Origin of the sequence: Streptomyces phaeolivaceus (assembly GCF_009184865.1) — a bacterium.
Taxonomy (GTDB): domain Bacteria; phylum Actinomycetota; class Actinomycetes; order Streptomycetales; family Streptomycetaceae; genus Streptomyces; species Streptomyces phaeolivaceus.
Genome location: NZ_CP045096.1, coordinates 5700527 through 5725979, shown reverse-complemented (window position 1 = coordinate 5725979; position 25453 = coordinate 5700527). Strand labels below are relative to the sequence as shown.

16 protein-coding genes are annotated in these 25453 nt (G+C 69.7%); 7 read left to right on the top strand and 9 right to left on the bottom strand.

Features of this window, described 5'->3' with window-relative positions; all coding sequences use genetic code 11:
* Window positions 1-348: 348 nt before the first annotated feature.
* Window positions 349-1872: a hypothetical protein gene (locus F9278_RS26930; protein WP_152170608.1), complete on the top strand. Its 1524-nt coding sequence runs from the start codon at window positions 349-351 to the stop codon at window positions 1870-1872.
* A complete protein-coding gene (locus F9278_RS26925; RefSeq protein WP_152170607.1) occupies window positions 1865-4531 on the top strand; it encodes a hypothetical protein in 2667 nt (888 codons plus the stop codon). The genes F9278_RS26930 and F9278_RS26925 overlap by 8 nt, the downstream gene beginning before the upstream one ends.
* A 150-nt stretch (window positions 4532-4681) precedes the next feature.
* Here F9278_RS26925 and F9278_RS26920 read toward each other — a convergent pair whose 3' ends face one another.
* Window positions 4682-8482, bottom strand: a complete 3801-nt coding sequence (locus tag F9278_RS26920) for a CHAT domain-containing protein (protein WP_152170606.1) — start codon at window positions 8480-8482, stop codon at window positions 4682-4684.
* A 94-nt stretch (window positions 8483-8576) separates the two neighbouring features.
* The gene (locus tag F9278_RS26915; RefSeq protein WP_141760883.1) at window positions 8577-8912 is read right to left on the bottom strand and encodes a hypothetical protein; all 336 of its coding nucleotides are present in this window, start codon (window positions 8910-8912) and stop codon (window positions 8577-8579) included.
* A 450-nt stretch (window positions 8913-9362) separates the two neighbouring features.
* Here F9278_RS26915 and F9278_RS26910 point away from each other — a divergent pair, with 450 nt between their 5' ends.
* Window positions 9363-9590, top strand: coding sequence for a hypothetical protein (locus tag F9278_RS26910; RefSeq protein ID WP_152170605.1), 228 nt, complete (start codon window positions 9363-9365; stop codon window positions 9588-9590).
* Window positions 9591-11259: 1669 nt separating this feature from the next.
* Window positions 11260-12153 (top strand): phosphorothioated DNA-binding restriction endonuclease, encoded by an 894-nt coding sequence (locus F9278_RS26905; RefSeq protein WP_152174157.1) that lies wholly within the window; start codon window positions 11260-11262, stop codon window positions 12151-12153.
* Window positions 12154-12395: 242 nt separating this feature from the next.
* Here the strand turns inward: F9278_RS26905 and F9278_RS26900 are convergent, their stop codons facing one another.
* From F9278_RS26900 to F9278_RS26880, 4 genes are all read right to left on the bottom strand, one after another.
* The gene (locus tag F9278_RS26900; protein WP_152174156.1) at window positions 12396-13562 is read right to left on the bottom strand and encodes a cytochrome P450 family protein; all 1167 of its coding nucleotides are present in this window, start codon (window positions 13560-13562) and stop codon (window positions 12396-12398) included.
* Between the two features lie 161 nt (window positions 13563-13723).
* A complete protein-coding gene (locus F9278_RS26895) occupies window positions 13724-15016 on the bottom strand; it encodes an MAB_1171c family putative transporter (RefSeq protein WP_193241652.1) in 1293 nt (430 codons plus the stop codon).
* Window positions 15013-15540 (bottom strand): regulator component, encoded by a 528-nt coding sequence (locus tag F9278_RS26890; RefSeq protein ID WP_152170604.1) that lies wholly within the window; start codon window positions 15538-15540, stop codon window positions 15013-15015. Before F9278_RS26890 ends, F9278_RS26895 begins: the two co-directional genes overlap by 4 nt.
* A gap of 301 nt (window positions 15541-15841) precedes the next feature.
* Window positions 15842-16297: a helix-turn-helix domain-containing protein gene (locus F9278_RS26880; RefSeq protein ID WP_152170602.1), complete on the bottom strand. Its 456-nt coding sequence runs from the start codon at window positions 16295-16297 to the stop codon at window positions 15842-15844.
* A 698-nt stretch (window positions 16298-16995) separates the two neighbouring features.
* On the opposite strand from F9278_RS26880, the gene F9278_RS26875 reads away from it, so the two are divergent.
* The gene (locus F9278_RS26875) at window positions 16996-21261 is read left to right on the top strand and encodes a WD40 repeat domain-containing protein (protein ID WP_152170601.1); all 4266 of its coding nucleotides are present in this window, start codon (window positions 16996-16998) and stop codon (window positions 21259-21261) included.
* 304 nt (window positions 21262-21565) lie between these two features.
* Here F9278_RS26875 and F9278_RS46350 read toward each other — a convergent pair whose 3' ends face one another.
* From F9278_RS46350 to F9278_RS26860, 3 genes are all read right to left on the bottom strand, one after another.
* Window positions 21566-22072, bottom strand: a complete 507-nt coding sequence (locus F9278_RS46350; RefSeq protein WP_193241651.1) for a hypothetical protein — start codon at window positions 22070-22072, stop codon at window positions 21566-21568.
* A 149-nt stretch (window positions 22073-22221) separates the two neighbouring features.
* The gene (locus tag F9278_RS26865; RefSeq protein WP_152170600.1) at window positions 22222-22947 is read right to left on the bottom strand and encodes a TIGR03943 family putative permease subunit; all 726 of its coding nucleotides are present in this window, start codon (window positions 22945-22947) and stop codon (window positions 22222-22224) included.
* Window positions 22944-23930: a permease gene (locus F9278_RS26860; RefSeq protein ID WP_152170599.1), complete on the bottom strand. Its 987-nt coding sequence runs from the start codon at window positions 23928-23930 to the stop codon at window positions 22944-22946. Before F9278_RS26860 ends, F9278_RS26865 begins: the two co-directional genes overlap by 4 nt.
* Window positions 23931-24118: 188 nt before the next feature.
* Between F9278_RS26860 and rpmF the strand changes: the two genes are divergently transcribed.
* Window positions 24119-24289 (top strand): 50S ribosomal protein L32, encoded by a 171-nt coding sequence (gene rpmF / locus F9278_RS26855; RefSeq protein WP_152170598.1) that lies wholly within the window; start codon window positions 24119-24121, stop codon window positions 24287-24289.
* Window positions 24290-24292: 3 nt separating this feature from the next.
* Window positions 24293-25450, top strand: a complete 1158-nt coding sequence (locus F9278_RS26850) for a GTP-binding protein (RefSeq protein ID WP_152170597.1) — start codon at window positions 24293-24295, stop codon at window positions 25448-25450.
* Window positions 25451-25453 lie beyond the last annotated feature (3 nt).

Genomic DNA, 25453 nt, shown 5'->3' with positions numbered 1-25453 from the left:
GAGCGGAGTGCCGGGTCCGGCAGACCAGTGATCACGGTGCGCATCCCTCCCCCGCTCATCTATCGTCACATCAGCTGCTTCGGCCCTCAGGCCGGGCCTTGTCTTGCGTCACGGTTCCGCTTGCAGCGGATTCTCGCCGACGCCACAAGACGATACGCCGACCCCGGTCACGCGAGTGCGCCTTCATTTGATAATGATGGTTATCAGACATGGATGCATATTCACCCCATCGGGCTGTCTCATCCGGCTAGGCGATTCACATCCGAAGTACCGCTGCCTCCCGAGAGATGCGCCAGAATGACGGATCAGTTTCCCGGCTGGGTAGCGCTAAGGGGGTGGCAGCGGGAGATGGCCGAGGGCATGGTCACCGTCAGCGGCAAGGGGCAGACACCGGACCTCGTGGACGGACCCGGCTGGAGCCGCCCCGGACTGGACGTCGCCGCGGGCCGTTATCCACTCTCGGTGGAGCGGCATGTGGGGCGCATGGTCGATCACCTGGCGCCAGGGGTGACCACGTTGACCCCGCACGCGCGTTACTACGCTCTGCACGGGCTGGTCGCGGCGCAAGCCGATGCGGAAGACCTGACGGTCCCGGCCGCCCAGACTCTGCTGCGCCGCGCGGAAGTGGCGTTGGCCGCCGTGTCGTTCGCGCACCATCCGCAGGCTCTGGAGTGGCTGCCGCGTGCTCATGGGGTCGATGCCCTTGCCCGGCGGCTGCACTCCGGGACGGTCACCATGTCCGAAGCCGAGGCCCCGGGCAAGAACGGGTACGTGGGCAACTCGTGGGGGTTCTGGGCACCGTACGCCGGATCCGAGGTCGCGCTCGGCATCCTCGGTGCAGGGCCCATGCCGGTTCCCGGACCGCGGCTTGAGACCGCAGCACTACGAGCCGGACTGGGCGGGTTGCTCGATCTGGCTGCCGAGGACACGCTGAACGTGGATGATCTCGCCCCTTTCGGGGACCGGCTCTGCGTGTGCGTGGGCGGGGAGCATCCTGACGGGGCGTGGCTGGCGAACCTCATGTGCGAGCCCGGTGCACCGGCCGAAGCAGGCTCCCGCTCGGCAACACGGCGACAGACGATTCAGCTTCTGACTCGTGTGGTCGCCACACATCCCGTCCGATATTTCACCCGCGACATCGGCCATGTGCTCGCTTTCGGTGACTTCCTGACCACCGATCCCGTGACCAGCGGCATCGACGCGGCCGGGGCCTGGCGCGGAGTGGTGCTGCGGAACTACTCCGTCGGAGCGTGGCGCCGCCTGTGGTCCTGGCTCGTGGAGCAGGTCGACGGGCTGGTGCCGATCGAGGAAGTGGCCGACCGCTTCGCCGCGGAGCTTCCCGACATGACGGTGGACGCCTTCCTGTCCTCCCTTCCCGCGACGCAGAGCACGACCGGAGCGCCGTTGCCCGCCGAGCACGACCTGCGGTCGGCGGGTGATCCCTTGCCTGTCGCCGAGTTGCGAGTGCTCGCCGCCAGTGCCCGTCGGGTGGACGAACTCACCGGTCGGGCCCGGGACGCGTTCCTCGGCCAACGCGGTGTCGAACTCGGCCCGGAATGGGTCCAGCGGCGGCTTGACGAAGCCCGGCCCATGAAACTGCGCGATGTCGCCCGCCGACTCACCTATGACCTGGTAGCGCGGTCGCAGAGGATCGCGCTGGCCAAGGCCCGCCGACGTGCTGACGGCACGCTGTGGTTACCAACCCGGCTGCACGAACGGGGCGGGCTGCTGTACCGGACGAGCCAGGAGGGGCGCGGTGATGTCGGGCTACGGCTGGACCAGCTCGGGACCGTCCTGGCCACCTGTGGGGTACTGCGCTACCACGACCAGCACTGGTCGGTGACCAGTAGCGGGAGGGCTCTCGTTGACTGAGACCGCACCGGCATCGGGAGTGGTGGAGCCACCGACCGCGTTCGCCTCGCCTCTGACTCTCATCCTCGACGAGGAGCGCACGGGCGGGCGGGGTCTGGAAGAAGCGCTCTTCCTCAGCTTCACCGCCGATCTCGGCTTCTTCGAGGAGGTCGCCCTCGGCGTCACTCAGGCCACCGGCGCACGCGTCACGATGGCGGGAGACGTCTCCATGACCCGCAACGATCCCCGATCCGTCCGGCGGGCTGGCCGCAGCTACCTCGCCGGTCTGGCCTACGCCCAGGGTGCAGCGTTCCATCCCAAGCTGATGGTCCTCGCCGGACCGGAGCACGCCACCATCGCCCTCGGCTCCGGCAACACCACGCTGGCCGGCTGGCAGGCCAACGCCGAACTGTGGACGGTTCTGCGGGTGGACGGCGAGCAGAGTCCCACCGCAGTTTCGGAGCTGTCGGCATGGCTGCGCGGCCTCCCGGAAAAGGTGAGGTTCTCCGCCGGAGTGCCACAGGCGCTGGGTCGGGTCGCAGCACTGCTGGACCGGCTCCACCGCGACAGGACGCCCACGGCGCCACGGGTCCGCGTCGTCAGCAGTCTGCGTTCCCCGATCATCGATCAGCTGCCGCAGGGGCCTGTCGACGAACTGGCCGTGTCCGCGCCCTTCTACGACCGGCGCTCGATGGCACTGCGGCGGCTGCTCGAACGCTTCCGTCCGAGCCAGTTCACCCTCGCCTACCAGCCCGGACTCAGCGATCTCGACGGTCCGTCGGTCGCCGCCCTGGTGAAGGAGTACGACGGACGCGTCATCAGCGACAACGACCAGCGGTACCGCCACGGGAAACTCGTCGAGTGGGCCTCCGAGGGGCAGCGGTGGGCCCTGACCGGCAGCCCGAACCTCTCCGCTGCGGCCCTGCTGCTTTCCCAGAGCGACGGCGGCAACTGCGAACTCGGCATCATCGCCCCCATCACGGCCACCCTCCTTCCGGACGGCACCGACGAGCCCGCCGCCCGGCTGCACACAGTGCCGCCCCTTCCCCGCCCCATCGCTGGCAGTGGGCCGCTGCTGCTCGGGGCCCTACGCGTACCGGACGGCCTGGAGATCAGCGTGGCCCGGCCTCTCACCGACACCGCTCACCTGGAGTTGTCTCAGGCCGCAGCGCCGCCGGAGGCGTGGGAGCGCATCGCCGACATCCCGCCCGGACAGGCCACGCTGACGGTGACGGCTCCGGCCGATGCGGGCAGCCGTGTGCGCCTGGTCGTAGTCGACAGCGACGGCGTACCGAGCTTCGGCAACATCGTGTTCGTCGTCGACCCTGACCGTGCCCTGCGCCGAATGACCCCGGCCCAGTCCCAGGCCCCCACGACACGGCCTCCCGACCTGTTCGCGGATCCCCGGCTCGCCGAACGATTCCTGGGCGACCTGGAAACCCTCCGTACGGGACTGACCCCCACCCCAGCGGGCGTATCCGCAAGCAGCAGCACTGGCGGTGCGGTCACGACGGCCCCGCTGGACGGCGACGAGGACGGCTGGGAGCGCTATCTGGACGAATGCGCCGGACGCGTCGGACATCCGCTCACGCGCTTCGCGCTGGGGCTCCCCCTGCCCACCGACATCAGCACGCCCTTTCAGGACCTGCTGCCCGTTTCCTGGGACGAGCGGTTCATCGATGACATCGAAGCCGCCCTCGACGATGACGATGCCGAGGCCGTGGCAGCAGAGCACGACCCCGAGGCAGCCGGTGCCGAAGCGAGCGGCACCGCCACCCTGCCCGACCTCCGGCAGGCCGACCAGGAAGTCCGCCGTAGATACCGGCGCTGGGTGGAGCGCCTCGTCGCCCTCGCTCCCCACCTGGGTCCTCCCGAGCGCATGCTCGTCGTCCGGCTGACCCTGTGGACCGTCGCGGCTGGCGCTTGGCCTCCGGCACACACCGACTGGCTCCCGCTGCTCTCCCGGGCCGTCCGCGCACTGAACCGAAACGATCTTCCCGAGCGGATCGAGCCCCAGGTCGGTAGCCTCGCCGCAGTCGCCCTCGCCGTGCTCCGCAGCCACGCTCCGCGCTACGAGATCACACCGGAGACCATCGCCTTCAACGAAGCCTCCCAGGCAGTCGGCCACCTGCTTCCCGCAGTGGACTCTGCGTACGTCGCGGAGTACACGGCGCTGCTCGACACAGCCTTCGGCCCGGCCGTCGACCAAGCCGCCGTGCTCGATGTCGCGTCGGACGTCGTCCAGGACGATCCCCTCGCCGATGCCGTATGGTCCCTCGCCGAGAAAGGGCGCGACGTACATCGCAACGGACGACTCCTGCTCCATGTCACCGGCCGCTTCAGCAACCCCGCGCTGGTGGCACTCGAAGCAGTCGGCGCCGCCGAGGATGCGCCCCTCGTCGGGGCCTGGGCCGACTCGGGCTCCGGCAGAGGAGCCTGGGCGCTGGTCGTCTGGCGTCGGCCCGACCTCATCGTGGTCGATGCCCGCCGGCCGATTCCCCTCTGGCGGCATTACCGGCTCACCGGACTGGTAGGCCCCAGAGCCCTCGCCGCACAGCGCGGCTTCGAATCCGCCACCTCCGTACCCCACGGCCCCCGCAACCAGCCCTTTGAACTGGCTCACCAAGTCCTGTCGGATCTCGGCCTGGTCGGACCCCGTCCACCACAATGTGAGCCATAGGCTGGGGAGTTTCTACATGTCCATCGCGGAAGATCCGCGTCACGGACACCCGATCACCGCGCACTCACGATCAGTCGAGACCAAGGTGCAAGCGGCATCGACAGCAGTATGCATGTCGGTGCCGCGTCTCAGCGGCGACACCGCCCGCGTTCAGATCCCGGCGTGCAGGTGGGCCGCCCAGAGGTAGGGGGCCTTGGGATAGCGATCACGGACCTTGCGCACAGTGTGGTGCAAAGCACGGGCCGCCACGTCCGTGTCGAGGCCACCATGCTGGTCGGTGACCCCGCCGAGCTCAGCATAGAAGTCAGCTGCCATGTGCGAGGCAACCTCGTCGTTTATCTCCCAGAGGGTGCCGATGACGTGGGGAAAACCCGCGAGCTGAAAGGCAGATGTGAGATGGATGGCCTCGTCGATCAGCTCCACGGATTCCATGAACGCTGTTCGGCACGCTGACAGGTAGGCCAGTTGGGCCGAGTCCATCTTCATTCCTGCAAGGCTCGCCACCGTGAGCGGATCACGTTCGTGGTCGTGCAGAAGCAACAGGCTCTGGGACGGGTCGTCGGGGTCGTGGGCACCGTGGCACGCGAAATGAACGATCCCGGAATCGGAGAGGGCCTTCAGGACCCGAGCCTTGGTCGGTCGTGTCTCCGGCCCGGGGACGGTCATGCCGTCAGCTTCTGCCCCCGGCGCCATGAGGAGCGTCGGCTCGGGCAGCAGGCCGCACAGCAGTGCGGCTTCTTCCGAGACGTGGTCCAGGCGACCTTGAACGCCCGGAGTTGTGGGCATGGCCACGATCAGTGACCGGCTCACGGACGGCGCGGAGGTGTGACGACGGCGCGCGTGGTGCAGTGCGCGGATCGTGGTGGTGTACGAGGAGACGACACGGTCCATGACTGTCGGCGGTTCCCCGTCTCTCAAGTCCGCCCGGAGCGACTCGGAGTGATGGCCGGCAGCGTGCAGAGGTAGCAGCGAGAGGAGCCCGCCAGGCGCCCACCAGACGCGGGGCCACGACTGTCCGGGAGAGGGCTCACCAGTGAAACCAAGGCTGCGCAAGACCGGTTCGGCCGCCGCGTCCCACAGCCACTCCAAGACAGCGTGAAGCGTCGCTTGCGCCTCCTTTCGCGTGAGGGGCGACATGCGCGGATCCGCAACGGTTTCCAGGGCCCTATGGAAGGTCTGTATCTGCTCGATGACGAGGTCGTACGTGAGGTCGGGCAGGTTCAGGGACTCGATGCCATCGGACGTCAACAGCAGTGCGTCGCTGCGGTAGCGGCTGACGTTGAAGCTCACCACCGGGCCGGAGGTGGCTTGTGCCAGGAGCTCACTGACGGCGGGGGGACGAGCGAAGCTGGCGAATCCGTCCTGCGCTCGGATATTGCCCAGCGTGGCCTGAAGTTGGTCGGCGCGGCTGCGTCGTTGCTCCTCGGCATCGACCGCACGTACGGCGGCGCTGACTTGTCCGTCGGGTTCCGTGAGGGAAGCCAATTCCATCGGCCGGTCCAGCTCGTCACGAAGTACCTCGAAGCGATGGGCCAGGTCGGGATGGCGCTCGCGAAGCTCTGCGAGGTCGCTCCGCATGTCCAGCGCCTGGCTGTGGAGGACGCCGCGGCCCACCTCGATCAGCTGCAGTGCTCGCGCTGCTCGATCAGCGGGTGTGCCTTCGCGAGAAGCAAGAGCCAGTGCCGCCGCATCTCCGGCCAGCCCGGACCACTTGCCCATGGCGTGCTGCTGGTCACCACGGCTCAGGCGGCGGTCTGCCACTTCGGGCAGCAAGTGTACGGCGCTGGCCAAGAGATCGGCTGCGAGATCAGGATCCGACCGTCCGGTCATTGAGGCCGCTGCCTGAGCGGCCCGAATACGAATCGAGGGCCTGGCCCCGTCGGCTCGCGCGCCTTCCATATGGGCGGCCAGTGCGCGATCAAAGTCGTGCCGCGTGTGAGTCCGCTGATACCGGCGATACAGGGCTGCCCCGAGCTGGAACAGGTAGTCGGCGCGCTCCGGATGTTCCGCGGACGAGATGTCGAGCGCGGCCTGGCACGCAACCACCGCGTCATCCAGATCCGCTATGGACCCGGTCCTCTCGAACCTGACGGTCAGCACACCTCCCAGCAAGGACAAGTACCTGGGGCGCTCAGGGTGGTGGGACGGAACGGTGGCGGTCGCGTCATGTCCCGCTGCGACCGCGCCGTCCAGGTCCTCAAAGCCTCCAGTGCACTGGAAACGGGTGTGCAGGGCGGTGCACAGATTCGCGAGAAAGCGAGGACGGTCAGGACTGCTTGCATCCGTAATGTCGAGAACCTCGCGGTTTCTTCGGACCACCTCGTCGATGTCTTGAGGGTCCCCGTTCCGCTCGTAACGTTGCAACAACACTGTGCCGAGATTGGACAGCATCGCCGCCAAGGCGGAGTGTTCACGGGGTGCCGTCTTCACGGCTCCGTGCGCGAACTCGATCGCGGCGTTCAAGTCCGACAACGCCCCGGTGTGCTTGAACCGAGTCCACAGCATCAGACCGACGTTGGACAGACGGGTCGGCCGGTCGACGTGACCGTCCGCGGTGGTCTGAGCGGAAGCACGACTGGCACTGATCGCCTCGTCCAGGTCGTCCATGTCACCAGTGCATTCGAAACGCTGCCCGAGGGAGATGGCCAGGTTGTTGAGAACCGCGTTGAACTCGGTCTGATGCGGGGTAATTTCCCGGGAGGCAGCGCGGTTCATCTCGATCGCCGTATCGAGATCGGACCTGTCGCCGCCGATGCGGTATCGCGCCAGGAGAGCCTGCCCCAGGCCGGAGAGACGAAGCCCACGAGCCCGGTGCCCCGACGGGAGTATCTCCAGAGCTTCCCGGAACGCAATAACGGATCGGCCCAAATAGGCTGTTTCACCAGTGCGTTGGAATCGAGTCAGCGTGACGGTGCCGAGCCCAGACAGGAACATGGAGCGCGCAGGATGTTCCTCGGGAGCCGCCTCGACTGCGGCCTGGCAGAACTCGATCGCGTTGTCGAGATCCGCCAGCGCGCCGGTGCTTTCATATCGGCCGTGCCAGGCGGTCCCCAGATTGTGAAGAACTCCCGCCTTCTCGTGGTCCTCGGTACAGAGGGCTGAGGCTTCCTGGAAGGCTTCGATCGCCGCGTCCACGTCCGACAGGATGCCGCTCTCGGTGAACCTGGTCTTCAGCGCGGTACCCAGGTTGTTGAGCCCGCCAGCACTGCCGACAGCGGAGCCCACAGAAGCTTGGACTGCCAATCGGCCGGTCTCGATCGCACCGTCCAGGTCCGCCGCGGCACCTGTATGAGTGAAGCGCGACATCAGCACACCTGACAAGTTGGACAGCATGCCCGGCTGTTTCGGATGCCCTGTTGCCGTGCTTTCCACTGCGCCCAGGGCCGCGTCGATAGCCGCGTCCAGATCCGCCAGTTCGCCACCCGCGTCAAAGTGGGAACTCAGGATGACGGAAAGATTGGACAGCGTTTCCGCGTACTCGCTTTTTCCACGGGGGATAGCGGCCGCGATACGGCGCAGGAGATCGGTCACTCTTGCGCGCAAAGCCGGGCTCGGCGAAGCACTCATCCCTTGCTGGATCCTCCAGACGAAGCCGAGCGCGCGCTGGGCCACATCTGGAAGGAGTTCGTCCGGCAGATCCTCCTCATCTGCGCCGAACACGAAGCAGGGCGTGAACTTCGCGACGGCTTCCTCTCTGTCCCGCTGCCCAGCCCCTTCGGGAAGTGCCTTGTACCTGGAGACATGCAACCAACCGAGGAGGTAGTAACCTTCCAGGTCGGACTCGTCATCGTGGAGTATCGAGGCAAGCTGACGGGCTTCGACCAGTGCTTCCGGCTCCAGCACCACCCGAGGATCTTGTTCGCGGGCGAGCCGGGCCAGCCGTAACTCCACTACGCCAATGCGCTTCTCCACTTCGCTTTTCCTTGCGAAATCCTGCTCACGCTCCTGCATAAACCGTCCTGTCACTTCCCCATCTCCGTCTCCGGTAGATCTGATTGCCGCACCGCCCAGGACTGCCGAGGCGAGCCTCTGAATTCGACGGAGCTCACGAAGCCGGTTCCGCCGCAGGCACCGGGCTGCTCAGCCGTCGCATGACCGCGCCACCGAGCAGAGGACCCATCGGCTGTTCCTCGATGCGCAGCTTGTCGGCCAGGTCCGCCAGGTGAAGGCGCACAGATGCCTCCAGCAATGTGGCGTAGGTGTCCGACGCAGCACGGAGGCGACGTGCCGAGACGACCACCATCGTGGCGGCCAGCGGCGCTGCAGGCCACCACCACCAGGCCAGAGGCAGATAGAGCAGGGCCCATCCACCGAGGACGGCAGCTCGCGCCAACGCGGCGCGGGACCTGCTGATCTCGCCACGTATCTCTTCCGGCAGCACTAGCCAAAGGTGTGGCCAGAGGATGAGGAGATTGATATGTGCATCTCGGTCCAGCCGAACCGCCGTGGCGTGGATCCGGTCACCACTCCAAGTCGGCCGTTCAGGCCGCTCCACGGAGATACGTTCATACCTGCGGGCAGCGCGGTGACGCTCCCGGGGCCTGGGACGGTCAGCCGGTCGCGGAGCGCGTTCCAGAAGCCTTAGAGCTTCGTACTCCGCCCGTGCCGCGTCCCAGCAACGCTGCCGGCGTGCCACGTACCGCTCAGCCAACTCACCGAACAACCACGGCCATGCACCCCAGCCGGCAGCCAGGGTCACACGCTCGACAACGGAGCCGAGGGACTGGGCAGCAAGACCAGCGGCGGCCGCACCGGCCAAGATGGCAGCAAGCAGCACGACCTGGCCGCCTACCGCAGTCGCCACGGGAGCCCGGGCAGCGTCCGAGATCGCGTGAGTAAGCCGCCCCACGTCGAGCGCAGCGCTCTGCCCGAGAGTGTGTCCGGCTGCGGCGACCGCCAAATAGAGCGCGCCTGGGAGTACGAGGAGAGTCAGCCACCGCTCGGCGAGCTTCTTGCTGAGTTCACTGAGCAGCCCTCCCACTACGGGAGCCTCTCCCGGATCAGTGCCGTCGCGCCGGGGGCGAACTGGCAGCGTGGCACGTCGCCGTCCACTTCCTGACCGGATCGACCGATACACAGCTGCAAGGGACACCGGTACACGACGTCCAAACCAGCAACACCGGCCGACATCACGCTGCGGCCCATTCCCCCATACACCCCCGATGGATCGCCTGCGCATCGAACTGCTGCGTGCAAGGCGTCCAGAAGGGTAGTGAGCGAGACGTCTGCGGGCGGCCTGCCGACTGCGGCTTCGACAGCACGCAAGGCGGCGTCGTCCTCGTCAAGCAGCGCGGCGAGTTCGTCCCGATGCCCACACACGTACGACAGCGCCTTGGCGATCCTCAGGCCGCCTACTTCCACCTGGCTCGTCATACAGAACTTCGCCCCCTGCGCCTTGTTGATCTACCAGGCCGCCATTCTTGCTCCAAACGTGCAGGTGCACCCGCGGGTTCGGCCAACTCCCTCAGCCAGAGCAGAGAGACGTCGAGGTACTTGAAAGGACGGTTCAACCGATCCTCTGCGCGAGCAATGCATAGACGGTGGCACGCCATGCGCCGTGCTGCAGCTGACGGCGTACCGCAGCATGCAAATTCGCCTTCGTAACGCGACATCCTGAAGCAACTGTCACGCTGTCACCCCACCGCTTGGGAGAAATCTGGGAGAAGATCTTCTCCCAGAGCCCTCGCGACACCACCCGAGACCAACGGCCACCAACAGCCTGACCTGGGCATACATCCTTCGCAGCTGGTGGGCAACATGATCGGACCTAATTCGGGACGAAGAGGTCGTGGGTTCAAATCCCGCCACCCCGACAGCTGTATCACCAGGTCAGGGGCCTGATCCGCTTAGCGGGTCGGGTCCCTGAGTGGTTTTCTGGTCTTCTTGGGGGCCGGGTTCGGGAGTCGGCTGCCAACGCATCCCTCTCACCGAAAGCAGCGGGTCCATCGCGCTGAGGCGGTCGATCACACGCGGGGCTGTTGGTGCGGTACAGCGCGAGGCGGCTGCTCAATCGAAGGCCCCGTACAGGCGCCCTTGCGTCTCCTGCCACCGTCCTCGGGTGCAACCTGTAGGCCCTGAGGCTCACGAGGCGTCGCGGAGGGCGCGCGGCACAGGCGACGGACGCGCGCATTCGGCCATGCCGCGGGCGTCGAGGGCGCGCTTGGTCCTCTTGCCGGTGGACGGCGGACCGGCCCACGATCGCCCGGGAGAACGCGTCACGGCGAAAGCGCCGCCGGTGTGCCTTCGTGTCGCGCACCGATCGCGCTGGGCGTGCGGTTCATGGCGGCGTAGCAGGTGCGTGGCTGACAAAGCATCACCGGCGACTCGTCGCGCCTGTCTCCCGTGCGTGAGGAGTTCGCCTACTCGGCGATCCGCACCAGCAGGGCGGTCGGACCGTCTATACGACGCGTATCCCGCTCGCCGACCCCTCGGTCGTCCTCACCATCCCTGACCCGGCGAAGCCGGACCCGGACAACCGCAAGGTGGACATCAACCACGCCAAGGGATTCGGCCAGTACCTCACCTCGGCCGCGAACGAGGACTTCGAGCCGAACGCCTCCGCCCCCATCATGCGTCAGCAGAACGTTGTGCACCTGACCAAGGTCATCACGGAGTGGTACAAGAAGGCTCCGGATGCCAGGCCTCCGCGATCTCCGGGTACGGCGCCGCACCGTTACGGGTCGCCCTGGAACCAGCGGCGGGAGAACGCGTCGGTACGATCACGGGCCATGGATTGGCTGGAGCGCGCCACGAGTCTGAGGCAGTGGAGCCGGGACGGGGTACGGGCACCGCACAAACCGCTGCTGCTGTTGTACGCGCTGGGTCGTTTCCAGGCCGACGCCGAGGACGAGTTGCGCTACAGCTCGGTGGAGGCCGATCTGAAGCGGCTGCTGGCGGAGTACGGCCCCGCTCGCGTGACCACCCCCGCCTATCCTTTCCACCACCTGGCCAACGACGAGGTGTGGGAGGTACGCACCGACCGCGGCCCCGGTAGCCCCGGCACGGCCGTCACGACACTGCGGGCCAGCGGCGCCACGGGACGTCTGGCCCCCGATCTGCGCGCGGCACTGCGCCGCGAACCCTCCCTCCTCGGCCGCATGGCAAGGGTCCTGCTGGACCTGCATTTCCCGCCCTCGCTCCACCCGGACCTGTGCGAGGCGGTCGGCCTGGAACTGGAACTGGCGGAGACCGGCGCCCATCCCGTCCCCGAACGACGTCTACGTGACCGTCGTATGCGGGAGTTGGTACTGACGGCCTACGAGTATCAGTGCGCGTTCTGCGGCTACGACGGCATGATCGGCACCACGCCTGTCGCGCTGGAGGCCGCACACGTGCGCTGGTGGGCCTACGACGGCCCGGACGACGTCGACAACGGGCTGTGCCTGTGCTCCTTGCACCACAAGCTTTTCGACAAGGGCGTCCTCGGCATGGGCGACGGCCACGTCGTCATGGTCTCCCAGCTCTTCATCGGCCGCAGCCCCGCCGCCCGCGACCACGTCACCGCACTCGCCGGCCGCCGCGTCATCGGTCCTCAGCCCGGTATCCGCCCCGTCGCGGCGACCCACCGCACCTGGCACACCAGCCAGGTCTTCAAGGGCTCCCCACGTCCCGGCGCCGCGTGACGTCGTTGTGCCCGCCCGTCGGCAAGCTGATCCCGTCGTACGGCTTCGGCCGCCAGTCCCTGAAGCAGCGCCAGAGCCCGTCGGCGAAGAGCGGGCGGCGTCACCAACCGTCCCTCGTCATCCCTCGTCGTCCCTCGTCGTCCCTCGTCGTCCCTCGTCGTCCCTCGTCGTCCCTCGTTGTCCCTTTCAACGCTGTCACGACCGGAGGCGGAGGAGGCGTGCTGCCCCGGGCATCTGTCCGGTCAGAGGGTGAGGGGTAGGGAGGTGAGGCCGCGTAACAGGCGGGTGTGGCGCCAGGGGAGGGGTTCGGTCGGGGCCGCCAGGCGGGCGTCGGGGTAGCGGGTGATCAGGGCGTGGAGGGCGAGTTCGGCTTCGGCTCGGGCCAGGGGGGCTCCCAGGCAGCGGTGGATGCCGTGGCCGAAGGCCAGATGCCCGGATGCGTTGCGGGTGAGGTCGAGGCGGTCGGGATCGGGGAACCGCTCGGGGTCGCGGTTGGCGGCGCCGGGTGCGATCAGGACCGGGACGCCCTCGGGGATCTCGGTGCCGCCGAGCGTCAACGCCTCGGTGCTGTAGCGGAACGTGGCGATCCCGACCGGTGAGTCGAAGCGCAGCAACTCGTCCAGCGCGCCGCCGAGCAGCCGAGGCTCGGCCCGCAGCCGCGCGAGCGACTCCGGGTGCCGCAGCAGGGCCAGGGCCGCGTTGCCGATGAGGTTGGTGGTGGTCTCGTGGCCGGCCACGAGCAGGAGGACGGCGAGCGAGACGAGTTCGTCCTCGGTCAGACGGTCCTGGCCGTCCCGTACGGCGATGAGGTCGTCCAGCAGGCTGTCGCCGGGCGCGGCGCGCTTGGCGGCGACGAGGTCGGTCATGTACTCGCCGACGGCGTGCGAGGCGGCGTCGATCCGCCGGGGGTCCCCGGCATCGAACAGGTCGCTCGACCAGGTGCGTACGGCTCCGCGGTCGGACTCGGGCACCCCGAGCATCTCGCAGATGACGGTGACGGGCAGCGGGATCGCGAGGTCCGCGACGAGGTCGACCGTGCCGTGGTCCGGCCAGGCGTCGAGCAACTCGTCGACCAGGGTGGAGATGTAGGGGCGCAGCCGCGCGACGGCCCCGGTGGTGAACGCCCTGGTCGCCAGGGCCCGTAGCCGTGCGTGCTGCGGGGGGTCGGTGGCGAGCATGTTCCGGGAGACGGCCGGATGGAGATCGCGCCGCGAGGGCCGGCCGGCGAAGAACCGCGTGGTGTCCTTCGAGAGCCGGGGGTCGGCGAACGCCTCCCGGGCCTCCGCGTAGCCCGTGACCAGGTAGCTGGGGCGGGCTCCTGAACCGGCGGGCACCTCGCGTACCGGTGCCGCGTCCCGCAGCCGGGCGTATGTGGGGTAGGGGTCCGCGAAGAATTTCGGGTCCCGCAGCGGGTCGGCCGACGCGGCAGAGGTGGCGGAAGTAGGCGGGGCGGCAGAGGTGGTCGGGGCCGCCGGGGTGGTCGGGTGGGGCGTGGCGGTCGGGGTGGTCGGGTGGGGCGTGGCGGTCGGGTCGGGTGTGGCGGTCGGGTGGGGCGTGGCTGTCGGGTCGGTCACGCGTGCGGGTCCGTTCCGGAGGGTGTCAGTTCGTCGAGGGCTGGTTCGTCGGGGGCCGAGGGGATGGGGGCCGAGGGGATGGGGTCGGTCGGCGCGTGGGCGATCCCGTTCTGCGCGTAGGCCTCGGCGACGAGGAGCAGCCACTCGGTCTCGGCCCGGAGGTCACCCGCTCGGGAGGCTGTCCTGGAGGCCGGTGGTGCGGCCTGCGTCCTCGGTTCGCTCCCGCTCATCTTCGCGTGGACGGCCGCTCGCAGGATCGCGGCCTCCACGATCGCGTCGCCTTCCGGGGTCCCTGCCAGGCCGCGTGCGGCAACGGCCCGCGCGGCGCTGCCCTGGACGCGCGCGGAACGGTGGGGGCGAAGCGCGAGCACGCCGTCGTTGATCTCGATCACCCGGCGGTGGAGAACGAAGTCGGAGTCCTCAGCGGGTTGTTCCTCGGAGTACGCGGCGGAGCCGTGCGGTCCCGGTGAGGTCAGGACGACTTCCGGGGTCGCGTCGGTGATGTCCTTCCACAGGATGGCGAGCGCGGTGAACGACCGCGCCTCCCATCTGCGGCGCAGGAACTGGCTGAACGGCCAGACGACCGCCGGCAGCGTGAGCCCCAGGGTGATGAGGAGGACCGCCAGCGCCGGTGCCGTCACGCTGAACACGCAGCGGACGGGACTGACCGGCGTCGAGCAACGGACGCCGTGCGGCAGGAGGTTCAGTTCGAGCCCGATGGAGATCAGGCCGAACACCTTGTACGCGGCGTACAGCAGGGCGAAGGCGCAGCCGACGGCGGTGACGCGCAGTCCGACGCGCTGGCTTCTGCGCCGTGAGTGGCCGGCCTGTTTCCAGGTCTGTCTGCCGAAGTCCTTCGCCGTGACACCGAGATAGGTGATGTAGATCAGTACATAGAGCGCGTACAGCTGCGGTGAGTCGTCGTTGAGCCGACTGGCCGTGAAGAGAACCGTCATGGCGGCGACGGAGACACCGAGGAAGAGCACGCGGCGGCGGATGCGCCGGGCGGCCTCGGCCGGTTCCAGATCGAGCTGGAGCATGAACGCCAGCACGGAGGTCGCGGCGGCCAGCGTGAACGAATTGCTGAGCAGGCGCCCGACCTCGGGGACGACGCTCTCGACGGCGTTCTCCACGACGGAGACGTACGAGCCGAAGGCGAGAGCGAACGACACGAGCAGCCCGGCCATGGCCCAGGTGCCGGTGGGCCGGTGGCCGCCGCGTCCGCGGACCCAGTATCCGGCGGCCAGGAGCAGCACGACGGCCACGCCCGCGAACAAGAGGTCGATCATCGGCGCCGACGGCCCTTCCTGATGGGTTTGGCGAACAGGGCCTCCCAGCGCTCGGCGCCCTTCTCGGGCTCACGGGGAGGCAGTTCACGTCCTCGGTAGATGTGCTGGCGGATGACGGTGGCCATCATCTCGGCCTCGCGCTCGTCGTCCGTGGAATAGCTCGTACGTCCGTTCATCCGCTGGACCAGCGTGGGGTTGAAGCCGAGGGCGTGGAAGGCGTCGGCGTCCAGCTCCAGGGTGCCGGGATGGTCGCAGATGATGTGGCTGACCTCGTGCGCCAGGATGTGGTTCTGGTGCAGGGCCGATGTCCCCTCCTCGTAGAAGAGGAGGTCGGCGTCGGGGGTCTCCAGGCGGATTCCGCAGGGTGCGTCGATCGCGCCGAGTGTGCTCAGAGGTCTGAGGACGATGGGACGGCCGCGCATCTGCGCCACGGCGTCGCAGAGGTCACGGGTGTTGAAGCGGTGGGGGAGCCGAAGGGCGTCCACGCGTGCCTCGCACGCGCGGCGTAACCGCTCAAGGTCCATGCCCGGTCCTGACGTTGCTCGGGTCTGACCGCCGAAGGCTTGGCGTGACCCCGTAAGGCCGGAGTGCGATCCGGAATCCCCGGCACCGAATCGCTCGAAAGCTTAGGCGAATCCCCAGGCCGGTCCAAGAGAATCTCTGTCCTCTGGCCGAATGGCCGAATATCGAGAGTTGCCGATCATCGGTCGGCGGTCGGCGATCTGCGGTCGGCGATCATCGGTCGGCGATCTGCGATCGGCGCGGCAGCCGGACCTCCTGTCGTCAGACGTCAGACGTCAGTCGTCAGTCGTCAGTCGTCAGACGTCAGTCGTCCAGGTTGAGGTCGTGGGACGGGGGCTCGCCGGGGAGGCCCTCCAGGATGCGGGCCTGTTCGATCACCGCTGTCACCATCTGGAGGGTCTCCGCGCTCAGGCCGTTGGCGCGCAGGGCGACGGTACGGACGTTCTGGTCCCGCATCGCGGCGAGTACGGCGATCTCCGCCCGGGTGCGCCGGGCGGCCTCCTCGTCGACGAAGTAGCCGGCGGGCACGCCGAAGAAATCGGCGAGAGCCTTGATGGTGTGCCTCGTGGGGTTCTTCTTGGCGCCCGTACGCAGTTGCTGGATGGCGCTCGCGGTGAGCCCCTTGCCCTCGTCCCCCGAGGCGGCTCGGATGCCCTCGGCGACCTCGGCGTACGTGTAGGGCCCGCGACCTGCCGGGTGGACCTCTTGGAAGAGGTGGTCCAGCAACTGCGCGAAGGTGCGCGGCTCGTCGTCTGTCACGGTCGGTACGTCCTTGTCATGATCGCCGCTGCGTCCACTCTGGTGCGTGAGAGCACGGAAATCGGTGGCTTACGCACAACTCTAGTTGACGGTCGCCCACAACTACGGTGTACGTTCTGCGGAGGGTTCCGCACACCAGAGTGTTCCACGACTCTGACCGGCCGCCTTCGACACCCGGGGCCACGACGGACAACCCGATCGGATGGGTGGCCGGGTTCCACGGGGGTGGGCCCGGCCACGCCACTACGCGGCCACGCGAGCCGACAGGCGTGCGGGCGTGCGGGCGTGCGGGCGAATCGATCACGAATTCCTGACCACGGCGGGCGCGGATCCACGCCCGCCGACCACGTACCGGACCCCGCTTCGTCCGGCACCGGTCCCTCCCCACGTGGGGACCGGTGCCGAACGTCGCGGGGGTGTCGATCCGTGTCAGGGGGACAGGGATCGAGGTCTGTGTGGAGGTGCGTGGGGGTGGGGGCGTCGCGGGGGCCCGCCGGGGGTGTGCGGCATGATGGGGCGGATTTGCGGGCGCTACGCCGGTGGCCTGTGCACCGGTGTGGGGCGGCCTGGGCCCGATCCTGCCAGTCGGGGGGTGACGGGAAGGAGGGTCCGGTCGCCCGGTGACGGCGTTTCCGCAGGTCAGGCATATAAGGTGAGTTTTCCGGTCCGGATGTCCAGGTAGCGGGGGAAGGTAAGGGGTGGATGCCTTGAGTCACGGCTCAGGGGCACGCACGGCCTTCGCGGAACGTCTCGCGTTGCTGTACAAGGAAGCGGGCAATCCACCTCTCAAGAGTGTTTCCGAGTCGGTCGTCCGGCTCCAGCGGACCGATGAACGCGGGCGGCCCGTGCGGGTGTCCGCCCAGCGGATCAGTGACTGGCGGCGGGCCAGGAACGTGCCCGCGCAGTTCGCCGCCCTCGCCGCCGTACTGCATGTGCTGATCCCCGAGGCCCGGCGGGCGCGGCCCGTGCCGGTGTCCAAGGGGCTGTACGACATGGCCCAGTGGCAGCGGCTGTGGGAGCGGGCCCTCGCCGATCCCGTCGGGGAGCGCCCGGCGGACACGGATTCCGCTTCCGGCACGGCCACGGGCGCGGCCACCGGCGCCGAGTCCCAGGGCGGCGAGCAGCCTCCCGGCGAGGGCTCGCCCCTGCCCGGCGGGGTCTGCCCCTATCGGGGGCTGGCCTCGTACCGGCAGCAGGACGCCCGCTGGTTCTTCGGGCGGGAGCGGAGCACCGGCGCGCTCGTCGAGCTGTTGCGCGCGGCGGGGCGCACGGGCGGGCTCGTGATGCTGGTGGGCGCCTCGGGCGCCGGGAAGTCCTCCCTTTTGCACGCGGGCCTGGTGCCGGCGGTGCGCGGCGGCGCACTGGACGGCGACGACGACAGCCCCCCGGGGACAGGGCCCGCAGGCCCGGGGCACGTGGGTACGGGGCACGCAGGCCCGGGACTCGTGGGTACGGGGCCCGCGGGCGGGCGGCGGGCCGGGCAGGTGCTGCGACTCGTACCGGGTGCCGATCCGGTCGGGGAGCTGACCCGGCGGATACCGGAGTTGGGGCGGGTCGTGTCCGCCGCCGATGAGCCCGGAACGCCGATGTTCGCCGAGGCGGTACGGGAGGCCGTGGCGGCATGGGCGCGGCGGTGCGAGAGCGCCGACGACGACGGCGACGCCACCTCCGCCACCCCCAAGGGCACGCCCTCATCCAAGGGCGCCCCCTCCCCCGACAGCCCCGGCGCATCCGGCGTGCCCGGCGCCAGCACCCCCCACACCCCCACCCGCCCCGTCCTGATCGTCGACCAGTTCGAAGAAGCGTTCACCCTCTCCTCCGACGAAGCCGACCGGCGGACCTTCGTGCAGTTGCTCAGTGCGGCGTGCACCCCCGGGGCGGAGGGCGGGGCGGCGCCCGTGGTCGTGGTGCTCGGGGTGCGGGCGGACTTCTACGAACAGTGCCTCGGGCATCCGGAGCTGGCGGACGCGTTGCAGCACCGGCACATGGTGCTGGGCCCGTTGACGACGGCGGAGCTGCGGGAGGCGGTGACCGGTCCCGCCAAGGCCGTGGGCCTGGAGCTGGAACCGGGGCTCGCGGAGCTGATCGTGCGGGAGGTGAGCGCGGACGGTCCGCGCGGGGCGCACGACGCGGGCGTGCTCCCCCTGCTGTCGCACGCCCTGCTGGTGACCTGGCAGCGGCGCAAGGCGGGGCGGCTGACGGTGGCCGGCTATCGGGCGGCGGGCGGTATCCAGGGCGCGGTGGCGGCGACCGCCGAGCGGGCCTGGTCGGGGCTGGACCCGGCGGCCCGTACCGCCGCGCGCCTGGTGCTGCTGCGGCTGGTCCGGCTGAACGAGGACACCCAGGCCACCCGGCGCCGGGGCACCCGCCGGCAGCTCGCGGACGGGTCGGCGGACCCGGTGAAGACCGAGGAGTCGCTGGAGGCGATGGCCCGCGCCCGGCTGCTGACGCTCGACGCGGAGACCGTGGAGATCACCCATGAGGCGCTGCTGCACGCCTGGCCCCGGCTGCGGGGATGGATCGACGAGGGCCGCAACGACCACCTCCTCCGCCAGCGCCTGGAGGAGGACGGCCGCGCCTGGGAGGACTCCGAACGCGACTCCTCGCTCCTCTACCGGGGCTCGCGGCTCGAACAGGCACACGGCTGGGCGAAGGCCACCAAGGACGCCGGGGACACCTTCCTGACCCGGAGCGCGGTGGAGTTCCTGGCCGCCTCGGTGCGCCTGCGCCGGCGTACGGTCCGGATCAGGCGGAGCGCGGTGGCGGCGCTGGTGGCGTTCGCGCTGGTGGCCGTGGGTTCGGCGGTGGTGGCCTGGCAGCAGCGCAACGACGCGGTCTTCGAACAGGTGGTCGCGCAGGCGGATCGCGTGCAGTACTCGGATCCCTCGCTCTCCGCCCAACTCGACCTGGTGGCGCACGATCTGCGGCCCGACGACGAGGGCACCGACAACCGGCTCGTCTCGATCGTCAACGCGCCCCTGGCCACCCCGGCGCTCGGCCACGGCGGCGCCGTCTACCTCACCTCGTTCAGCCCCGACGGGAAGTATCTGGCCACCGCCAGCTACGACCGGACCGTACGGCTGTGGGACGTGGCGGACCCGTCCCGGCCCGAGGTCCTGGGCAAACCCCTCACCGGGCACGGCAGTTGGGTGAGCAGCGCGGTCTTCGCACCGGACGGCCGCACGCTCGCCAGCGCCGGCGACGACGGCACGATCCGGCTGTGGGACGTCCGCGATCCGCGCGCGCCCCGGAAGCTGGGCACGCCGCTGACCGGGCACGACGGGACCATCTTCCTGATCGCCTTCAGCCCCGACGGGAAGACGCTGGTGTCCGTGGGCGAGGACCGGACCGTACGGCTGTGGGACATGAGCGAACCGGCGCACGCGACGGCGCTCGGCGCTCCGCTCACCGGGCACAGCGCCCCCGTGCGCGCCGTCGCGTTCAGCCCGGACGGGAGGACGCTGGCCACCGGGGGCGACGACAACACCATCAGGCTGTGGGACGTTGCCGATCCACGCGATCCCGCACCCCTCGGCACCGTGCTCAAGGGCCATACGAGCCTGGTCCACTCGCTGGCCTTCAGCCCGGACGGGAGGACGCTGGCCAGCGGCAGTTCGGACAACACGGTCCGGCTCTGGGACGTGGCCGAGCCACGGCGGGCGAGCGCGCTGGGGGCGCCGCTCACCGGGCACACCGGCCCCATCTGGTCCGTGGCGTTCAGCCCCGACGGGAAGCTGCTCGCCGCCGCCAGCGCGGACAGCACGGCGAGTCTGTGGAACGTCGACGACCCGGCGTATCCGTCGCAGGTCGGTGAGCCTCTCTCCGGGGCCAGCGGGGAGATGTTCGCCCTGGGTTTCAGCCCGGACGGCCGGAACCTCGCCACCGGGAGCGGGGACAGCAAGGTCCGGCTGTGGTCGGTGCCGACCTCGGACATGGTCGGCAGGAACGGCGTGTTCCGGCCGGACGGGCGGGTGCTGGCCACGGCCGGGCGCGACGGCCGGATCCGGCTGTGGAACGTGGCGGAGCCCGGCCGTCCGGTGCTGCTGGGCAAGGCGTTCACGCTCATGGACGGCGGCAATCGCTCCCTGTCGTTCTCACCCGACGGCCGCACGCTCTCGATCGTGGCCGGAAACCGGGCGCTGTACATGTGGGACGTCAGCGACCCGGCCCGCCCGGTCCTGCGGGGATCGCCCCTGGCGCTGCGGATCCGATACACCGACGCGCAGGCCTACAGCCCCGACGGGCGGGTCCTCGCCACCTCCTACGGCGACCACGACGTCCAGCTGTGGGACGTCCGCGACCCGTCCCGCGTCGTCCCGCTCGGCAAGCGCCTCACCGGCCACAAGGGCTACATCCTCGCCCTGGCGTTCGGTCCCGACGGCCGTACGCTCGCCAGCGGCAGCGCGGACGGCACGATCCGGCTGTGGAACGTGGCCGACCCGGCCCGGTCCACCCGGCTCGGCAAGCCCCTCACCGCGCACCGGGGCGCGGTCAGCGACCTCGTCTACAGCCCCGACGGCGAGACCCTGGCCAGCGGGGGCGGCGACGACACCGTACGGCTCTGGGACGTCTCCGACCCCGGCGCGGCGACCCGGCTGGGCTCCCCGCTCGTCGGCCACACCGAGGCGGTCGTGTCGCTGACCTTCAGCCCGGACGGCCGGACCCTGGCCAGCGGCGGCAACGACAGCACCGTCCACCTCTGGGACGTCGCCCGCCCCGCCGACGCCTCCCCCATCGGCCAGGCGATGAGCCCCAACGCCAAGACCGGCCAGTTCCTGTCCTTCAGCCCCGACAGCCACATGCTCGGGGTGTCCAGCGGCGCCGACACCGTACGGCTGTGGAATCTGGACGTGGACGACGCCGTACGGCGGATCTGCTCGACGACACGCGGGGTTCTCACCCGGGACAAGTGGGAGGAGTACCTGCCTCGGCTGTCGTACGAGCCGCCGTGCGCGGGGGGCTGACCTGACAAACGTTTGGGCGGCGCCTAACAAACGTTTGGGTCGCCTAACTAACGTTTGGGCTGCCTAACTAACGTTTGGGCTGCCTGACAAACGTTTGGGCGGCGCCTGACAAACGTTTGGACGTGACCTAACAAACGTTTGGACGCCATCTAACAAACGTTTGGGCGATCGCCCACCCCACGTGATCCCGATCACAACTCGTCAACGCAGTCGAGCAGTCGGCTCCCGTCCTGCCAGCAGCCTTGTTAGCCTTGGCCATAGCCCGGTCGCTGGTGCATCCCCCGTCGCCAGCGACCGGGCCCTTTCATGCCTGCGACGCCCCCGCCCGGTCACCGCCCGCCACCGTGAGCCAGTGGGCGATCCTGCGGACCGCCGTCTCGTCGAGTCCGTCCACGACGGCCTGGACGGCGGCGAGATCGTCCGGCGCCAGGTCGTAGAGCCCCGCCTTGCCCAGGCCGGCCATCAGCACCTGTTGTCGGCGGTCGGTCAGCCGCTCCTCGAACCTGCTGGGTGCACCGCCGGGCGCCCCGGCCTCCCCGGCCGGTGGAGGCGGCGGGGTCGGCGGGGCGGCGGCCGGCGGATCGTGGCGCTCCCACTCCCCGCCCTTGGGACCCCACAGTGTGACGACCGGATCGGCGTCGCGGGCCCGCAGGGTCTGGGTCATCTCCCCCATCGCGTAGGCCACGGGGAAGCGGTACGGCGACTCCGCGCCCACCCGCCAGGAGGCCGAGGCGGGTTCGTAGAACATCGCGACCCAGCGCGGGACGCCGGGCGGCTGCGGGCTCTCGGGACGTGTCTGCACGGGGCTCATCGCTCATCCCTTCGGACCTCGGGGCTTTCGGACTCCGGACCTTCGGACTCCGGACCTTCGAACTCCGGACCTTCGGGCCTCGGACCCCGGATACGGCTGTGCGGCGACCATAACTGACGGACCGTCAGCTATCCAGGGCGGATGCGTGCTCAGCCGTTCCAGGCCTCGTCGTACGGATCCTGGGGGGCCTTGACCGGCCTGGTGGTGGTGACGTGGAGGTAGGGGACGGCGGTGCCGTTGAGGGGGTCCTTCGTCCGCTTGGGGGTGTAGGTGCCGGTGACCTCGATCCAGGTGTCGGGCTGGAGGACGGCCGGGAGTTCGCCGGTGAGGGCGATCTTCACGGGCTGGGCGTCGGCGGCACAGCAGTTGAGGGCCATGCGGACGAGGTACGGGGTGCCGGAGCCGTCGAACGCGAGGAACCCGGTGACCTTGAGTTGGCGTCCGGCGAGGGCGCGGCCCTTGTCGTAGACCGCGCGGCCGGCGTAGTCGGCGACGCTCAGCCGGAGCGGGCCGTCGGCGGGGAGGGTCGGGTAGCCCCAGGGCTGTTCCTGGAGTGCCGTGCCGGTGCGCATCGCGGTGTAGGAACCGGCGGCGGGCGGGGCGACCAGGACGAGGGCGAGGAGGGGGAGGACGAGGAGCCAGGAGACCCGAGGTTCGTGATGGGTCTGCGGCTCGTCGTCCCGGGGCTCTTGGCGTCGTGCCCGGCGTTCGTACCAGAGTGTGGCGACGGCGGCGGCTATGAGGACGAGGCCCGCGCCGATGAGGAGGGGGCGCAGGCCCGCCTTGACGTAGCGGAGGTAGAGGTCGGTGAAGCCCGCGTGCAGGAGGGCGCCGCCGGTGAGGAAGAGGATGACGGTCTGGGCCTGGCGGTTCACAGGAGCACCGCCCCGACCAGGGCCGACACCAGGATCGCCAGGGCGAAGGTGGTGGGGGCGAAGCGGAGGGCGAAGGCGCGGCCGAAGGTGGCGGTCTGCATGGCGAAGAGTTTCAGGTCGATCATCGGGCCGACGACCAGGAAGGCCAGCCGGGAGGTCAGGGAGAACTGGGTGAGCGAGGCGGCCACGAACGCGTCCGCCTCCGAGCAGATCGACAGGAGCACGGCCAGGACGGCGAGGGCGAGGACGGCGATGACGGGGTTGTCGGCGGCGGCGTTCAGCCAGGTGGCCGGGACGACCGCCTTGAGCGTGGCCGCCGCCATCGCGCCGACGACCAGGAAGCCGCCCGCGTGCATCACGTCGTGCCGCACCGAGCCCCAGAAGGCGGCGCCCTTGCCCTGACCCTCGTAGGAGGGGCGCTCGGGAGGGCGCATCCACTCGCCGCGCCCCAGTCCCTGCCAGAGCCAGCCCATCGCGCAGGCCACGAGCAGGCTGGCCACGAGGCGGGCCAGCACCATTTCGGGGTTTCCGGGGAAGGCCACGGCGGTCGCCGTCAGGACGATCGGGTTGATCGCGGGGGCGGAGAGCAGGAAGGCGAGCGCCGCCGCGGGGTTCACGCCCCGGCGTACGAGGGCGCCCGCGACCGGCACCGAGGCGCACTCGCAGCCCGGCAGCACCACCCCGGCCATGCCCGCCGCCGGTACCGCCAGCGCGGGCCGCTTCGGCAGGGCGCGGGCGAACAACGACGCCGGCACGAACACCGCGATCGCCGCCGACAGCAGCACCCCGATGACCAGGAAGGGCAGGGCCTGGACGACCACGGCCACGAACACCGTCATCCAGCTCTGCGTCACGGGCGCGGACAGCAGACCGCGCAGAGGCGCCTGTGCCACGACCGCCAGGACGAGCAGCATGGTGAGGATGAGGGGCGGGTCGAGGTGCCGACCGCGCTGCTGGGGCGCTTCTTCCTTGGTTGTGGCCACGGGGGACGGTACCTCCGTCGGAAACGGCTGTGCTGAGCGGGCCCGTTCGACCCTTTCCTCCCATACGGCGCGCGTGGCGGGGTTGCTCACGGCCACCGAGAAGCTCTTTTAGTAATGGGATCCATTTTCATGTAGCGTCCGGTCCATCAGTCCGGTCCCGCACCCGTGGACCGGTGGAGGAGGACCCCATGGCCGTACCCAAGCGGAAGATGTCCCGCAGCAACACCCGTCACCGTCGCGCCCAGTGGAAGGCGAGCACGCCGCAGCTGGTGCCGTTCACGGTGGACGGCACCATGTATCTCGTACCGCAGCGGCTGCTCAAGGCGTACGAGCGCGGGCTGCTCCACCCCGAGGGCTGAGGCGTGACCACGGCGTACGAACGGCTGCCCGTCACCGTCCTGTCCGGGTTCCTCGGCGCGGGCAAGACCACCCTGCTCAACCATGTCCTCGCGGGCCGCGAGGGGTTGCGGGTGGCGGTGATCGTCAACGACATGAGCGAGATCAACATCGACGCCGCGCTCGTGCGGGGCGGTGAGGCGGCGCTGTCGCGCACCGAGGAACGGCTCGTCGAGATGACCAACGGGTGCATCTGCTGCACCCTGCGCGACGATCTGCTGGAGGAGGTGGACCGGCTGGCGAGGGAGGGCCGTTTCGACTATCTGCTGATCGAGAGCTCCGGGATCTCCGAACCCATGCCGGTCGCCGCGACCTTCGCGTTCGCGCGGGACGACGGGGCCACGCTCGGGGATCTCGCGCGGCTCGACACCATGGTGACGGTGGTCGACGCGGTGAACTTCCTGCCGGAGCTGGCGGGCGGGGACGAGCTGGCGGCGCGGGGCCTCGACCAGTACGAGGACGACGAGCGCACGGTCAGCGATCTGCTGATGGACCAGGTGGAGTTCGCCGATGTGATCGTGCTGAACAAGCTCGACCTGGTGGACACGGCGACCGCCGAGCGACTCGCGGCGGCGCTGGCGCGGCTCAATCCGGCGGCGCGGATCGTGCCGGTGAGCCATGGGCGGGTGCCGGTGGCCGAGGTGCTCGGCACGGGGGCGTTCGATCTCGAACGGGCCCAGGGGGCGCCGGGGTGGGTGCGGGAGCTGAACGGGGAGCATGTGCCGGAGACCGAGGAGTACGGCATCTCGTCGACGGTCTTCCGGGCGGAACTGCCTTTCCATCCCGAGCGGTTGTGGACCTTTGTGACCGAGGCGCTCGACAGCGGCGCCTTCGGGCAGGTGCTGCGGTCCAAGGGGTTCTTCACGCTCGCCGGCCGGCCGGGGGTCGTGGGGCTGTGGTCGCAGGCGGGGGCGGTCGCGCGGTTCGAGCCGGCCGGGGTGGGTGCGGAAGAGGGGGCGTACGCGCAGGAGTTGGTGTTCATCGGGACGGGGTTGCGGGGGGACGCGTTGCGGGCGGCGCTGGTGGGGTGTCTGGTGAGGGAGGGGGAGGTTGACTCTCCGGCGGCCCTTGAGGATCGGGATCCGTTTCCGGCGTGGGACGCGCACGGGGTCGTCTGCGGGTGAGTG